Source organism: Streptomyces sp. NPDC054813, assembly GCF_053611365.1.
Genome location: NZ_JBSHAF010000010.1, coordinates 30,820 through 44,499, shown reverse-complemented (window position 1 = coordinate 44,499; position 13,680 = coordinate 30,820). Strand labels below are relative to the sequence as shown.

Annotated in this window: 12 protein-coding genes and 1 pseudogene; 5 read left to right on the top strand and 8 right to left on the bottom strand. The window is 71.7% G+C overall.

What is annotated here, in order from left to right; all coding sequences use genetic code 11:
* Window positions 1–110: 110 nt before the first annotated feature.
* The gene (locus ACWGJB_RS21315) at window positions 111–776 is read left to right on the top strand and encodes a TMEM175 family protein (protein ID WP_453381701.1); all 666 of its coding nucleotides are present in this window, start codon (window positions 111–113) and stop codon (window positions 774–776) included.
* 212 nt (window positions 777–988) lie between these two features.
* On the opposite strand, the gene ACWGJB_RS21310 is transcribed toward ACWGJB_RS21315, so the two are convergent.
* Both ACWGJB_RS21310 and ACWGJB_RS21305 read right to left on the bottom strand, forming a co-directional pair.
* Window positions 989–1,684 (bottom strand): alpha/beta fold hydrolase, encoded by a 696-nt coding sequence (locus ACWGJB_RS21310; RefSeq protein ID WP_453381700.1) that lies wholly within the window; start codon window positions 1,682–1,684, stop codon window positions 989–991.
* Between the two features lie 124 nt (window positions 1,685–1,808).
* Complete coding sequence (locus ACWGJB_RS21305) at window positions 1,809–4,097, bottom strand: tetratricopeptide repeat protein (protein ID WP_453381699.1); 2,289 nt, start codon at window positions 4,095–4,097, stop codon at window positions 1,809–1,811.
* 217 nt (window positions 4,098–4,314) lie between these two features.
* On the opposite strand from ACWGJB_RS21305, the gene ACWGJB_RS21300 reads away from it, so the two are divergent.
* The 3 genes from ACWGJB_RS21300 to ACWGJB_RS21290 are packed head-to-tail and all read left to right on the top strand — an operon-like array spanning window position 4,315 to window position 6,132.
* Entirely contained in the window at window positions 4,315–4,938 is a 624-nt protein-coding gene (locus tag ACWGJB_RS21300) for a DUF6230 family protein (RefSeq protein WP_453381698.1), read from the top strand.
* 38 nt (window positions 4,939–4,976) lie between these two features.
* On the top strand, window positions 4,977–5,462 hold the full coding sequence (locus ACWGJB_RS21295; protein WP_453381697.1) for a DUF6114 domain-containing protein: 486 nt from the start codon (window positions 4,977–4,979) through the stop codon (window positions 5,460–5,462).
* Window positions 5,449–6,132 carry a hypothetical protein gene (locus ACWGJB_RS21290; protein WP_453381696.1) on the top strand — a complete coding sequence of 228 codons (684 nt, stop codon included), beginning with the start codon at window positions 5,449–5,451 and terminating at the stop codon, window positions 6,130–6,132. Before ACWGJB_RS21295 ends, ACWGJB_RS21290 begins: the two co-directional genes overlap by 14 nt.
* Window position 6,133: 1 nt before the next feature.
* Here the strand turns inward: ACWGJB_RS21290 and ACWGJB_RS21285 are convergent, their stop codons facing one another.
* The 6 genes and pseudogenes from ACWGJB_RS21285 to ACWGJB_RS21260 all read right to left on the bottom strand — a co-directional run bounded on the left by ACWGJB_RS21285 (window position 6,134) and on the right by ACWGJB_RS21260 (window position 12,881).
* Entirely contained in the window at window positions 6,134–6,940 is an 807-nt protein-coding gene (locus tag ACWGJB_RS21285) for a thioesterase family protein (protein WP_453381695.1), read from the bottom strand.
* A 164-nt stretch (window positions 6,941–7,104) separates the two neighbouring features.
* A pseudogene (locus tag ACWGJB_RS21280) lies at window positions 7,105–7,581 on the bottom strand (multicopper oxidase domain-containing protein); the annotation flags it as partial.
* Window positions 7,582–7,796: 215 nt separating this feature from the next.
* Window positions 7,797–9,629: a phospholipase C gene (locus ACWGJB_RS21275; protein ID WP_453381694.1), complete on the bottom strand. Its 1,833-nt coding sequence runs from the start codon at window positions 9,627–9,629 to the stop codon at window positions 7,797–7,799.
* A gap of 193 nt (window positions 9,630–9,822) precedes the next feature.
* Window positions 9,823–11,058: an iron uptake transporter deferrochelatase/peroxidase subunit gene (gene efeB / locus ACWGJB_RS21270; protein ID WP_453381693.1), complete on the bottom strand. Its 1,236-nt coding sequence runs from the start codon at window positions 11,056–11,058 to the stop codon at window positions 9,823–9,825.
* Window positions 11,055–12,251 (bottom strand): EfeM/EfeO family lipoprotein, encoded by a 1,197-nt coding sequence (locus ACWGJB_RS21265; RefSeq protein WP_453381692.1) that lies wholly within the window; start codon window positions 12,249–12,251, stop codon window positions 11,055–11,057. The genes efeB and ACWGJB_RS21265 overlap by 4 nt, the downstream gene beginning before the upstream one ends.
* 264 nt (window positions 12,252–12,515) lie before the next feature.
* A complete protein-coding gene (locus ACWGJB_RS21260) occupies window positions 12,516–12,881 on the bottom strand; it encodes a MerR family transcriptional regulator (RefSeq protein ID WP_453381691.1) in 366 nt (121 codons plus the stop codon).
* Between the two features lie 98 nt (window positions 12,882–12,979).
* On the opposite strand from ACWGJB_RS21260, the gene ACWGJB_RS21255 reads away from it, so the two are divergent.
* Window positions 12,980–13,426, top strand: a complete 447-nt coding sequence (locus ACWGJB_RS21255) for a hypothetical protein (RefSeq protein ID WP_453381690.1) — start codon at window positions 12,980–12,982, stop codon at window positions 13,424–13,426.
* The last annotated feature ends 254 nt before the right edge of the window (window positions 13,427–13,680 follow it).

The window sequence follows — 13,680 nt, the reverse complement described above, 5'->3', positions numbered from 1 at the left end:
CGTTGGCCAAGGCCGTGCCACGCCCGGGTCGGTCGCGCTCCTGTCGTACACCGCGGTGTGGTAATCCTTCCGTCGTCCCGTACGCCTAGGAATGCCGTGGTGCCGCCTCCATGAACCAGCCCCGTCCCCCTGCCTTCCGTCGCCGCGAGGTCTCCGTGGGACCGGAACGGCTGGCGATGCTCGGTGACGCCGTGTTCGCCATCGCCATCACCCTGCTCGCCCTGGACATCACCGTCCCCGAGGGCCTGCACGACTCCGAGGTCGCCCACGCCGTACGGGAGTTGTTCCCCGCGATCGGCGCGTACCTGCTGAGCTTCGCCGTGATCGGCGTGCTCTGGCTGACCCAGCACGCCCTGTTCACGCTGATCGCCGACGTCGACCGCTCGCTGCTCTACCTGTACTTCGCTCTGCTCGCGGTCGTGGCCGCGTTGCCCTTCCCGACCAAGCTGCTCAGTCAGTACGGCGAGACGACCACGGCGACGGCCTGTTACTCGGGCGCGATCGCCCTGTCCCTCGGCCTCCTGTGCGCGATGTACCTGCGGCTGTTGACCGCACCCTCGCTGGCAACCCCGGACGTGGAGCCCGGGCAGCTGCGGACGGCGGTCCGCAGCAACCTCCTGGTCGTCCTGGTCTTCGGCACGGCGATCCCGGTGGCGTTCTGGTCACCGAACCTCGCCAAGTACTGGTGGCTGCTCGCGATCCCGGTCCGTGCCGTGCACCGCAGGCCCGCGGAGAGCGCCACCGGGGCGCCGGCCGAGGCGGAGCCCGGGAACTGAGGGCGGCGCGAGGCCCCGGCCCGGGTACTGCGGGCCGGGGCCGTGAAGGGCCGGCTCAGGTCAGCAGACGGTCTCGACGGCCGTCTCGACGAAGCGGGCCGTGGTCTTCGGGTGGCTGATCATCGGCACGTGGGACGCGCCCGGCACCTCGATGACCTTCCGGGGCCGTCCGGCGAGGCGGTCGTACGAGGCCTGGAGACCCTCGGCGGAGGTCAGGACTCGGCGGCGCCCTCGGCGGCCTGGGCGATGACGGCCGCCACCGAGGCCGGACGTGAGACGTAGACGGCGTGGCTGCCCGGAGTCTCGGTGACCGTCGCCCCGGCGCGCTCGGCCATCGTGTGCTGCACCGGCGGCGGGATCATCCGGTCGTCGGTGGCGACCAGGTACCAGGACGGCTTGACCCGCCAGGCCGGCTCGGTGATCGCCCCGCCGGCCGCGTCCAGCCCCCACGGCACCTGCGAGTCGGCCATGAACGCCGCCTGCGCCTCGGGCACGTCGGCGGCGAAGGACGCCGCGAACTTCTCCCGGTCCAGGAACAGGAACCCGTCCCTGGGCGGCAGGATCGGCGGCACCGGAGCGCCGGGCGCGGGGTCGGAGACCAGCGTGTTGACCGACTCGCCCTTGTCGGGCGCGAACGCGGCGACATAGACGAGGGCGGCGACACCGGGGTGGTGGCCCGCCTCGGTGATGACGGCACCGCCGTAGGAGTGGCCGACCAGGACGGCGGGACCGTCGAGGTCGTCGAGGACCTGATGGGTGGCGGCCACGTCACCAGCGAGCGACAGGGTCGGATTCTGGACGATCGCGACCCGGTAGCCGTCGGCGGTCAGCTGCTCGTGGACGCCCTGCCAGCCCGATCCGTCTACGAAGCCACCGTGTACGAGCACGATGTTCCTGATGGTCGTCATGATGCCCCTGACCTGGAGGGACAGGCCTCACGCCTGTCCGATGCGCCCCAGTCAAGTCGCGCGGGCCCGGGCGGACCACGCAGAACAGCACGCAGAACTACGGCAGTTCACGAGCTCCGGTGGATCACGGCGCGGCGGCCGCGCGCGCCGCACAGCGGGCGTGCGCCTCGGCGTCGCCGAGCGCCTCGAACATTCTGGCCGCCAGCGTGTAGGCCCGCCTGCTCTCGCCGGTACGGCCCTCCTCGGCCAGCAGGCCCGCGAGGTGCTCCAGACCGTCGGCATGCCAGTGGCTGGGATCGAACCGCTCGCAGGGGGCGGTGGCCTCGGTCAGCGCCGCGATGGCCTCGTCCCGGCGGCCCAGCAGCGCCAGGCACTTGCCGAGCGGCACCAGCGTGTGCCGCCGTATGAACTCCGCGGTGCCCGGGGTCATCCCGGATCCCTTGTCGCTCGCCAGCGCGACCACCTCACGCAGGCTGTCCAGCGCCTCCTCGTAGCGCCCCAGATCCCGCAGGCAGAGACCGAGGTTGATGAGACTGGAGCAGTAGGCGTCGGTGTCACCCAGCCCCTTGAACATCTCCGCCGCCCGGGACGCGGACGCGGCTGCCTCGTCGAGCCGCCCGAGCAGCCGGTACCCCGGTACGGCGTAGCAGTGCGCCCACGCGACCTGTGCCGTCGCACCGCTGCGGGTGGCCAGGTCCATCGCCTCGGCCGTGTACCGCAGGACGGCCTCCGCGTCCCGGGTCTGCACCCCGTGCACCCAGGCCACGTGGTTCAGCTGGGCCGAGTGCCGCGCCCGGTCGCCGAGGGCTGCGGCGGCCTGTGCGCCGAGGGTGAAGACCTCGTTCCAGTGCGGACCGTGCAGCCACCGGTCGGAGTACCACTTCATCGCCTCGGCGCAGTCCAGTACCGCGGCGTGCCGGCCGTCGGCCGCCGCGAGCCGCAACGCGCCCAGCCAGTTGTCCGCGTCGGCGCGCAGCCACCCGTCGGCCTCCTCCGGCGACGCGGGCCAAGCGAGGCCGGTGCTCTCCTCGTCCGGGCGGCCGTGCACGGGCCCGAACCGGGTGCCCGCGGTCGTGGCGGTGCGCAGCAGCCACGACGTGGTCCGCTCGGTGAGCGCGTCGCTCTCGGCGGCGGTCTCCTCCTGCTGCAACCGGTCCCGGGCGAAGAGCCTGACCAGGTCGTGGAAGCGGTACCGGCCCGCGGCGGTGTCCTGCAACAGGCCGAGGTCGACGAGGTCGTCGAGCGCGTCCCAGGCGTCCGCGGCCGAGGTCCCGCCGGCCACCGCGGCCAGGACGGCGTCGAAGTCCCGCCCGGGCACGGCGGCGAGCCTGCGGAAGATCCGCCGCGCGATGAGCGCGAGTTGCTCGTACGACATCCCGAACGCGTTGGCGATCTTGAGGTCGCCGGCCCTGAACTGGTCGAGGCGGCGCTCCTCGTCGGCCAGCCGGTGGGCGAGCTCGTCGGCGCTCCAGGCGGGCCGGCTCACCAGCCGGTTGCCGATGATCCGCAGCGCCAGCGGCAGCCCGCCGCACAGCTGCGCGAGCCGGGTGAGGGCCGACTCCCCGTCCGTGGCGGACCGTTCGCCGAGAATGCCGGTCAGCAGCTCGGTGGCCTCCGGCATCTGTAGAGGGCCCAGGACGAGCCTGCGTACGCCCTCGAGGCCGGACAGCAGCCGCCGGCTGGTGACCAGCACCCGGCCCGCGCCCCCGCCCGGCAGCAGCGGGCGCACCTGCTCCTCGGACGCGGCGTTGTCGAGCACGACGAGGACCCGCCGGTCCCGCAACAGCGAGCGGTACAGGGAGGCACGCCCGGGAGCGTCGGCCGGCAGCTGCTGTTCCGCGACCCCGAGGGCAGCCAGCAGCTGCCCCAGGGCGTCGTCGACGGCCAGCGGCCGCTGGGACATGCCGAACAGGTCGAGGAAGAACACCCCGTCGGGAAAGCCCGGCCGCACGGCGTGGGCGGCGCGAATGGCGAACGTGGTCTTCCCCAGCCCGGCCGAGCCGGTGACGAGCCCCACCACGGCGACACCGGGCGCGAGCTCGCTCCGCACGAGCGCGTCAACCCAGGCCAGTTCGGCGGCCCGCCCGGTGAAGTCGTCTACGGACCGGGGGAGTTCGCACAGCCCGGTCGGACGGGTCCAGTGATCCCGCAGCCGGGCGTCCCGCGCGAGGTGCAGGAGTTGCTGCCGGGCGTCGTAGGCCAGGGAGAGCGCGTCCGCGACGGCGGTGACGGTCCGCTGCTGGGGCCCCTTGCTCCGGCCGCGCTCGATGTCCGAAAGGGTCCGGGCACTGACGCCCGACACGTCGGCCAGTTGTTCCAGGGTGAGCCGGGCCGCACGGCGATGACGCCGCAGCAACTGGGCGAAGGTCGGACGCTCGTCGATCGGGCTGCTCCTTCTCGGCGATATGGGCACTTGACCCACTTCGAACGCCCGTAACCCTACTCGGACCCCGCACGGCCCCCACCCTGTCGCCCGAAGGGCCCAGCAGAACTTGCATCACTCGTACGGCGGGCCTGGCGTGCAGTCGGTCACCCGACCCGGAAGCCTAGGATCCATAACCGGACAAACAGGGCATCTCTCGCCTTGTCCGGTAGAGGCGGGGCATCACCTCACGACCGAAGGAGACGGGATGTCGCACCGCGCCGGGAGAACCCGCTGGCGGCTCTTCGCGGTGGTCCTGGTGCCCGGCGTCGCAGCGTGCGCCACCCTCGGTATCGGCATGGCACAGGGCGTGCTCGCCGCATCGTTCTTCATCTCCGGCCAGAAGTTCCAGGTCACCGCCGATTCCCTGACCGCCCGTGGAGTGAGCCTCTACCCCATGATCGACGTGACCAGGAAGCGCGAACTCGTCCCCGTCGTGGTCACCGGCTTCCGGCATGCCACGATCAGCGGGCTGTGCGAGGCCATCACGGTCGACGTTCCGGTGCTGGGCACGCAGACCCTGCGGCTCACCGGCGGCGACCAGCGACTGGCCGTGGCGTCGGACCTGTTCCTCGACGCCACGGCCGAAGCGGCCACGGACGCGAACTTCACCGGCCTCGACATCGGTGTCGCCCAGGGAGCCATCTCCAAAGGCCCGGTGAGGTCCGGAGACCGGGACTCCCGGTTCTTCAATCCGGACGGCATCGCCCTCCAGTCCACCTCGGTCACCCTGACCGACGTACGGGTGAACACGCTCGCGCTGTCCGCCGGCACCTTCAGCGTCCCGGGTCTGCGGGTGCGCATCCAACCGGGCAACCACACATGCCCCTGACCCGGCGGACCACAACACCACTGATCAGGACAGGACGCGTGATCACCAACCCCTTCGGCAGGCCGGGTGAACTGCTCGCCGCGGCACCGGAGTTCCGGCGCAGGTTCCGCACCTGGCGCGGCGAACGCCCTTTCTGGGCAGCCCTGTTCACCTTCACCGCCGGGCTGCCCATCCTCTACTGGCCCTTCGCGAAACTGGACCTGGGGGGCATCCCGCTCGCCCTGTCTACCACCTCGGGCGCCGGGTCCCTGGTGATCGGAACCCTGCTCCTGGTACTGGGCGTCGCGCTCTGCTGCCGTCCCCATCTCCGGGTCTTCGCCGGGATCGCCACCCTCCTGCTCGCCGTCATCTCCTTCCCCGTCGCGAACTTCGGCGGGCTCTTCCTGGGTGTCGCCGCCGGCCTGGTCGGCGGCTCTCTGGCCTGCGCCTGGCTGCCGCCCGCGGCCGGGGAACCGCCGGCACCGCCGAGCGAGGGCGGGACCACGGTCGTTCCTGCGGCGGAGGGTCGAAGTGGCGGCTGCTGACGACCGCACCGACCGCGGCGCGCACCCCGACGAACGCGGTCGCCCGCGCCGTACGGGTACGACCCGTTCCGTGCTCGCCCGTGCGTCCAGGCCGCTCGCCTGCGCGGCGGCCGTGGCCTGCCTGTCCCTGTCCCTGCACCCGGAGGTGGGCGTCTCCTCGGCGCCCGCCGACGCACCACGGCTCGGGCCGCGCCCGCTCCGCGCCGCCGAGGGCTCCTGGGTGCTGCGTGCCGACCGGCTCGTGCTGCGCGGTGCCAGGTTCCACGGGACGGCCACGGTGCACACCGCCACGGGGAAAGTCCGGGCGCTGAGGTTCACCGTGCGGTCGCTGGACGCCGTCGACCTCGACCTGACCGCCGGCCGGGGCCGCGCGGCGCTGCGCCTTCGGGCCAGGCCCGCGACGACCTCCACGCTCAAGGGCCAGGGTGCCGACGGCGTGGTCACCCTCTACGTCCGCAAGCTGTCCGGCAGGGTGACGGGCCTCGGTGGCGGCCCGCTCCCGGCGCACCGTACCGTCACCGTCACCCCCGGCGCCGTACCCCGCTGGCTCGCGCACCCGGTCGCCCGAACCCGCACGATCACCCTCGTCTCGGCGACCGTGGCGCAGGTCGTGCAGCTCGGCGGTCGGCTGTCCGTCAAGGGACCGCGGTGGCGAGCCGCGGCCAGGTGACCTAGGACCCCGGCAGCGGCCGGACCGTGAGGATCTGCGACGCGTGCCCGACCGGGCCGTCCACGTCGTGCAGGACCGTGCTGGTCAGACCCTGTCCGGTGGGGCCGAAGGTGACCTTGGTGTCCAACCCGGTCCAGATGCCCCGGGGCCGGCGGTGGAGGTGGATGGTCAGGTCGACGTTCGGGAACATCCACTCGGTGGGGGACTGCCGGACGGCGATGCCGTTGGCGGTGTCGACCAGGGTGAGATACGAGGCGAGCGGACTGACCGGCACTCCGGCGACCAGCTCCACGGGTGTGGAGATCCAGGCCGCCGTACGGCCCGGGCGCCGCGGTTCGACCGGGCGGATCTCCACGGAGTCGATGTAGCCGCCGGGCCAGAGCTCGCCCGCCGGCCACGGGGCGAGGGAGTCCGGCGGGACGAGACGGTCGTCGGGGCCGCCGGCGACCGCGCTGGTGTCGAGTTCGGCCAGATACCAGGCACGGGCCCGCAGAACCGAGCGCCCGGAGATCCGTACGACCGCTTCGAGAAGCTCGATGGTCCGCCCGGGACGGACGGTCTCCACCTCGATCTCGCACTCGTCCAGGGCGAGGCGGCCGAGGATGTCGTAGCTGATCCGGGAGAGCAGCAGACCGTTGTCCGGGCGGGTGGCCCGGTACTCGTCGAGGGCGTGCACGACCAGCCCCGACAGCGGACTGAAGTGCTGCTCGTCCGGGGCCCAGGCCCCGCCCGCGTGCGGCGTCGGCTTGTAGCGATGGCCGTCGACGGCCTCGAAGTAACTGCCCGGGGACACGGTCGGGATGGACAACGGACGTCTCTCCTTAAGGGGTGAACACCCCAGACGCTATCGGCATCCGCGCCGTCCGGCCGCGTGAGAAAGTGCACAGTGCACCTAATTCGCCGAGGGCCGGGGAGGCGTCTCGGCTGCCCGGGCCGCCACCGTCGGGTGCCGACGCGAGCTGCTGCGGAGGGTCAGCCGGTGTGGTCCCCGTCATGGCCGCCGTGGGCCGCGCCGTGGTCGAACTTCATCGCCTCCTCGGGCATGACGACGAACGGCCGCATCATGCCCATGTCCTCGTGTTCGAGGAGGTGGCAGTGGTACATGAACCGCCCGTACGCGCCGTCGAACTTCCCCATGACGCGCAGGATCTGTCCGCCCGGCACCCGGAAGACGTCCTTGAGGCCCCGCTCGTTGGGCGCCAGCGGGAGCTGTGTCGCCGCGTCGTGGGCGATCGGCCTGGTCGTGCCGCCCACCGCCGGGTCGAAGCCCGAGACGTCGTAGGCGTCGCGGCCCAGCAGCTGGAAGTCGGCCAGATGGATGTGCATCGGGTGGACGATCGGCGCGAGGTTGAGGAAGCTCCACTGCTCGTACGAGCCCTCGGCCATGGTGAAGCCCAGCGCGTCGTTGAACGTCCGGGAGGTGCGGCGGTACGTCTTGGTCGTGCCGTCCTCGGTGATCGTGTCCATGATGTCGGTCAAGGTCCGAACACCCCCGTGTGTTCTGTGCTCTCTGCCTTCACCCCACAGGACTCCCGGGGAATGACCGACGTTCCGTGAATGCCCCCTTCCATCCGAGAGGGTGAAGAATTCGAGCCACGTCCACACGCACTTCGGCACGGTCCGGGGAGGAGGACCGTGCCGAGGTGGTAGGGGTCGTGCGGAGGTCAGGCGGTGGTGCGCTGCCTACGGCGCAGCGTCAGGTACGTGCCCGTGGCGCCGGCGGCCACGAGGGCGCCCACGCCGAGGCTCACCGGGAGGGCCGGGAACGCGCCGGAGCCGGTCGTCGCGGCCGTGTTCACCATCGCCGGGCCCGGTGTGATGTGCGTGCTGACCGGAGCCACGTGGTGGATCGGGCCGACGTGCTTGACGGAGCCGTTCGCGTTCAGCAGCACCTGCTTGTCGTTGGGGTGCCGGAAGTCGAACATGTTGGTCAGCGAGCCCGCGGTGGCGTCGAAGGAGTGGTCGCCGATGCGGCCGGTGCGCCAGTTGTCCTCGATGAAGCGGATGACGGACGACTGGTCGGTCTGCGTGTGGTCGACCTTGTTCACCTTGCTGTACGGCGAGATGACCAGCAGCGGCTGCCGGGTGCCGGGGCCGCAGCGGTCGGCGTAGCCGCCGGACGCGGCGGGGCCCGCCTGGCAGGCCGCGCTGTCCGTGGCCTTGCCGTTGGAGCCGGCCGTGGTGTCCTTGGAGCCGTTGCGGGGCTTGGCGTAGGCGTGGTCGTACCAGCCGTCGGAGTCGTCGTAGGCGACGACGACCGCCGTGGACTTCCACTCCGGGGAGCTCTGGACGGCGTTGATCTCGTTGACGAGGAAGTGCTGCTCGTCGGTCGGGTCGGAGTACCCGGCGTGGCCGTCCTGGTACTCGCCGGCCTTGAGGAAGCTGACGGCCGGGAGCTTGCCCGCCTTGGCGGCCGCGCTGAAGTCGGTCAGGTCGTAGTTGTGGTTCGCCTGGCCGTTGTGACCGATCTCGTTGACGTTCTTCGGCGCCACGTGGTGCGGGTTGGACGTCGACTTGTAGTACGAGAACGGGTTGTGGTGCGGGCTGTAGTCGACCACGGAGGCGCCGCCGACGTTGGTGTGCGTGGTGTCGCACTTGGCGTAGTCGGCCGACTTGCCGTCCCAGCCGGTCGACGGACGGAACCCGCCCTGGAACCAACCCCAGGTCACATGCTTGGTGTTGAGCAGGTCACCGATGTTCTTGCCCTGCAGCGAGGCCAGCGCGCTGGTGCTGGTGTGGTCCTTGTCGGAGCAGTCGTCGAAGGCCGGGTCGGGGTCGTTGATGACCGTGCCCACGCCCTTGGTGTTCGGGGAGGCGATGGCGTACGAATCGGGCGTCGACGTCTGCTTGCCGGTGACCGAGTCGACCGAGATCGCGCCGTGCGTCTGACCCGAGACCAGGTTGAGCGCGCCGGGTGTGGACGGGCCGTAGACCGAGCTGTAGGAGCGGTCGTTGAGGGCGTACTGCTGGGCGTAGTTCCACAGCCCGGTGACGGTGTTGCCGTCGTAGTAGTCCATGACCAGGCCCGGCTCGCCGAACAGGCCGCCGCTGCACTTGTCGACCTCGGTGTTCTGCACGAACTGGTCGGCCCTGCCCCCGTCGTAGGCGTACTGCTCGGGCCCGTAGGAATGGTTCTGGTCGCAGGTCATGGCCTGCGAGGGGGAGAGCCGCTTGGGCGCGTACTGGTTCGGGTTCTTCGTCAGCAGCCCGGCGTGCGCGAGGGTGTCGACGTCCTTCGGGGTCTTCCTGGACGCCGTGAACTTCGTGCCGTCGGTGTTCGCGGCCTTCGGGTAGGTCGCGAAGTAGTGGTCGAAGGAGATGTTCTCGTCGAACAGCACGACCACGTGCTTGATCGGCGTGGCGGTCGACGACCCGCCGTGGTGCCCGGTGGGCACGGCCGCCCAGCTGGGCGCGGTGCCGCCGAGGACCGTGAGCGCCGCGGCACCCGCGAGCGCCCCCAGACTCCTGATCGCCGTTCGTCTTCCTGTGCTGGCCATGCGGACTCACCCTCCGGGCATGAACGTCACTGCGTCGTACAGGCAGGGATGCTTCGCCCGCTTCGGGGCGTTGCGGCGGAGCCATGATGGCGGATGAGTGAATAGCGGGTCAGGGATGCTGGGGCAAATCTTGACCGTGTATTGACCGACTGGGTCGAGGAGTTGTCCGAACAAGCTCAGGTTGCGGACAGGCTCAGGTGAGGAGCGCGCGCCCGTACCAGTCGTCGGTGTCCCGCACCCCGGGCAGCGCGAAGAAGTACCCGCCGCCGAACGGCGAGATGTAGTCGACCAGCGGTTCGCCGGCCAGCCGCTTCTGCACGGTCTCGAACTGCCGTGCCAGGTCCTGCTGGTAGCAGCTGAACAGCAGGCCCATGTCGAGGTTGCCGTTGCTGTCCATGCCCCGGTCGTAGTTGTAGGCGCGGCGCAGGATCCGCTGCTCGGCGGTGGCCGTGGTGCGCGGGTTGGCCAGCCGGATGTGCGCGTCCAGCGGGATGACGTCACCCTTGGGATCGCCGGCGTAGTCCGGCGTGTCGTGCTCGGCGTCGCCGTCCAGGGGCGCCCCCGACTGGCGGGAGCGGCCGAACATCCGCTCCTGCTCGCTGAGCGAGACCCGGTCCCAGAACTCCACCAGCATGCGGATGAGCCGCACCACCTGGTAGCTGCCGCCGACCGCCCAGTCCGGCTCGCCGGAATCGGCGCCGACCCACACCAGCCGTTCCATCTCACGGGCGCTGCCGGTCTTGGGGTTGGCGGTGCCGTCCCTGAAGCCCAGCAGGTTGCGCGGGGTGCCGGACGGCCGGGGCGGGCTGGTGAACCCGTCCAGCCGCCAACGGACCTGCATGCCGCCCCGGGTGTGCCGGGCGATGTCGCGCAGGGCGTGCAGCACGGTGTCGGTGTCGTCCGCGTGCAACTGCAAACTGAGGTCGCCGTGGCACCACTCGGGCTTGAGGTCGTCGTCGGGGAAGGCCGGCATCGTGGTCAGCCGACGGGGTCTCAGTTTCCCGAGCCCGTACCGGTCGTCGAAGAGCGAGGCGCCGACGCCGACGGTCACCGCCAGCGCCCCCGAGGGCAGTTCCTCGCCGAGGACGCCGGAGTCGGCGGGCGGCGCGGTGACGCCCACCGGGTCGGGGGTGCCGCCGGAGGTCAGGAAGCGGGCCCGGTCGGTGAGCGTGCGCAGCAGGTCGGTCAGCTCGGCGCGGTTCCCGGCGGTGACGTCGAGCGAGGTGAAGACGGTCGTCCGGCGCGGTGCCGCGATCGCGGACTGCTGACGGGCGCCGTGGAAGGGCGCGATGGCCGGCGTCGCCGCGGTGGAGTCCGCGACCGGGGCGGCCGCGCCGCCGGCGGCGAGCCCCGCGCCCGCGAGCGCCGCGCCCCGCAGGAAGCCACGGCGGCCGACCCCGCCCCTGCCGGTCGTCTCGTCGGTGCTCACACCGTCCTCCGCGGGTCGCACAGGGTCGCCACCGACGCCAGCCGTTCCACCAGGTCCCCGAGCGCCGCGTCGACGTTCTCGCGCTGCCGGTGGCTCAGCCGCCCCAGGGGTGTCCAGGTGCCGTCGTGCTCGAAACCGTCGAGCGTCTTCCCGGCCCGGTCCAGTTCGCTCTCCAGAGCCGGCAGACCGGCGTACCGGGTGGCCAGCAGCGGGTGCAGCCTGGACATCACCTGTACCGTGCCGTCCAGGTTGGCGCGGGCGGTGGCGAGGTTGCTGCCGCTGCCGTAGTCGGTGCGACCGGTCAGCTCGAACTGCACCGTGTTCTCCAGGATCTCGTGCGCCCGCAGCCCCAGCTGGGCGGGGTCCATCCGGGTCTGCGCCCAGTCGTCGCGCAGTGCGGTGACCGCCTTGACCAGGTCGGCCGCCGGGCCGCGCAGGCCGCTCGCGGACTCGCCGTGCCACAGGCCGTACTCGATGCGGTGGAAGCCCGTGAAGTCCTTGTCGTGCACCCCGCCGGGCAGGCCCGCGTCCGTGCCGTTGATCGCGCCGTCCGCGTCCCCGAAGGCGTCGTACGCCGCGCCCAGCCGCTCGTACTCCAGGTGCGCCGGCAGCCAGTCGGTACGGGCGGCGGCGAGGTCGCCGCCGTCGACCGCGTCCCGCAGCGTCGTCGTCAGCCGTACGACGTCGGACAGGCCGCCGCCGATCCACTTCTGGTAGGCGAGCGCCGGCGGGATCAGGTCGTGCTCGGTGACCGGGGTCGCGGCCGGGCCGCTCTTCCCCTTCGCGATACGGACCGTGGGCCCGGTGACGGCGTCGGCGTCGTCGGGGACGCACATGAACGCGTAGCTGCCCTTGCCGAGGCGGACGGTGAGTTCCCGGGTGGTGCCGGGGCCGACGTCCTCCACCTCGCCGTAGACGGCCTGGCTCTCCGGGTCTTCCAGGAGGACCTCGGCGGGGCCGTCGGTCGGGTTGCGCAGGTCGAAGACCTGGACACCGGGGACCGGCGCACGCCAGCCCCGGCCGCAGCGGCTGGCGGACACCTCCACCGTGGTGTGCGGCAGGGCGGTCGGGTCGGCGTGTGCGGGGCGTGAGTCGTGCGTGAGCGCGAGGACTCCGGCCACCAGGCAGACGACGGCGACCGCGACGACCGCCCAGGGACGCAACGACCTCCTGGCGAGGCCGGACAACACCATCCCGAGCTCCCGGGTTCGTACCGTTCGTGATCGCCTCATGCTAGGCAGGTCCGCGCAGTCGAACAGCCGTCCAGGGAAACCCATGACCAAGAGTTCCCTGCCGGTTCACCGGACGTCCCGAAGAGCCCCTCAGTCGGTGCCGGGCTGGACCATCCTGAAGAAGGCGCGGCCGCCGGCGCTGAACCGCCGGGAGCGGACCGTGCCCGCGCTGAGCGGCTCCGGCATCCCCGACGACCGACGCCACGGCTCCTGCCACGCCGGGCCTCAGCCCGTCTGTTCCACCGCCCGCAACGGGCATCCGGCGCCGACACGCGCTTCGAGTTCGCTCCGCAGGGAGGCGAGTTCGGCCATGCGTGCGTCCACGACCCGGATCTTCTCCTGGAACAGCGCGGACAGCGCCTCGGCCGAGTCCGGCGCGTCGCCCAGCTCCTCGAAGTTCCGGCCGATCTCGGCCAGCGAGAAGCCGAGGGTCTGCGCGGTACGGACGTAGTGCAGCCAAGGCACCGTCTCCGGCGGGAAGTCGCGGTAGCCGTTGGCCAGCCGGCCACCCGTGACGAGGCCGATCTTCTCGTAGAAGCGAATGGTGTCCTTGCTCAGACCGACCCGCGCGGCCAGCTCTCCGATACGCATGACCCTCCGCCGGACCGCCGAACTGGGACTTGACCTTGGACAGTACTCCACTGTTTAGCGTGAGGCGTCGCTGCCACGAGATGAGCAGGAGCCTCGTCGTGATCCGTCTCTCCGCCCCCACCCACCCCGCCTATCCGCGCGTCGTCCGCGCGAGCGCCTGGTACGACCTCGTCGTCACCGCGGGATTCGCGACCCCGTGGACCTATGCGCTCGTGCACGACGGACTGTCGTCGCTGGGGGACGCCCTCGGGCTCGGCGCGCTGCCCGCCCTCGACCCGATGCAGACCCTGTACGCGAACCTGATGGGCTCGGTCGTGGTGGTGTGGGCGCTGCTGCGGATCGTCGAACCGAGGCCGGCCTACGGCCTGTTCGACGGCGTGGCGCGCGTCCAGTTCGCCCTGTGGCAGGCGTATGCGCTGGGCCACGGTGCCACGCGGCTGCTGTGGCTCTTCCTCGTGGTGGAGGTGGCGTTCGGTGCCGCCCAGCTGTGGCCGTGGCGGTGGACGCGGCGGACCGGCCTGGTCTCCTACCCTCACCTGCCATGAACACCACCGCGGATACGACGGCCGTGACGAACCTGATCGCACAGTACGCGGAGCTGGTCGACACGGGGGACTTCGCCGGACGTGAGCCACCATCTGCGTGCGTAGCCTCGGTGGGCCGGTGTTCCCGGTGTGTTGCCGGCGGGGGGCCCCCCCCCCCCGGGCCCCCCCCGCGAGGCGGGGGGGGTTGGTCGGCGCCGCGAGTCGCGGGAGCCTGGGGGGGGTGGGCACCCCCAGGGTGGGGGTTTAAAAGGCGG

Bases quoted from the DNA above. Each gene is read 5' to 3' on its own strand.
- ACWGJB_RS21315 (WP_453381701.1), top strand. From the start codon at position 111: ATGAACCAGCCCCGTCCCCCTGCCTTCCGTCGCCGCGAGGTCTCCGTG.
- ACWGJB_RS21310 (WP_453381700.1), bottom strand. From the start codon at position 1,684: ATGACGACCATCAGGAACATCGTGCTCGTACACGGTGGCTTCGTAGAC.
- ACWGJB_RS21300 (WP_453381698.1), top strand. From the start codon at position 4,315: ATGTCGCACCGCGCCGGGAGAACCCGCTGGCGGCTCTTCGCGGTGGTC.
- ACWGJB_RS21275 (WP_453381694.1), bottom strand. From the start codon at position 9,629: ATGGCCAGCACAGGAAGACGAACGGCGATCAGGAGTCTGGGGGCGCTC.
- ACWGJB_RS21265 (WP_453381692.1), bottom strand. From the start codon at position 12,251: ATGGTGTTGTCCGGCCTCGCCAGGAGGTCGTTGCGTCCCTGGGCGGTC.
- ACWGJB_RS21260 (WP_453381691.1), bottom strand. From the start codon at position 12,881: ATGCGTATCGGAGAGCTGGCCGCGCGGGTCGGTCTGAGCAAGGACACC.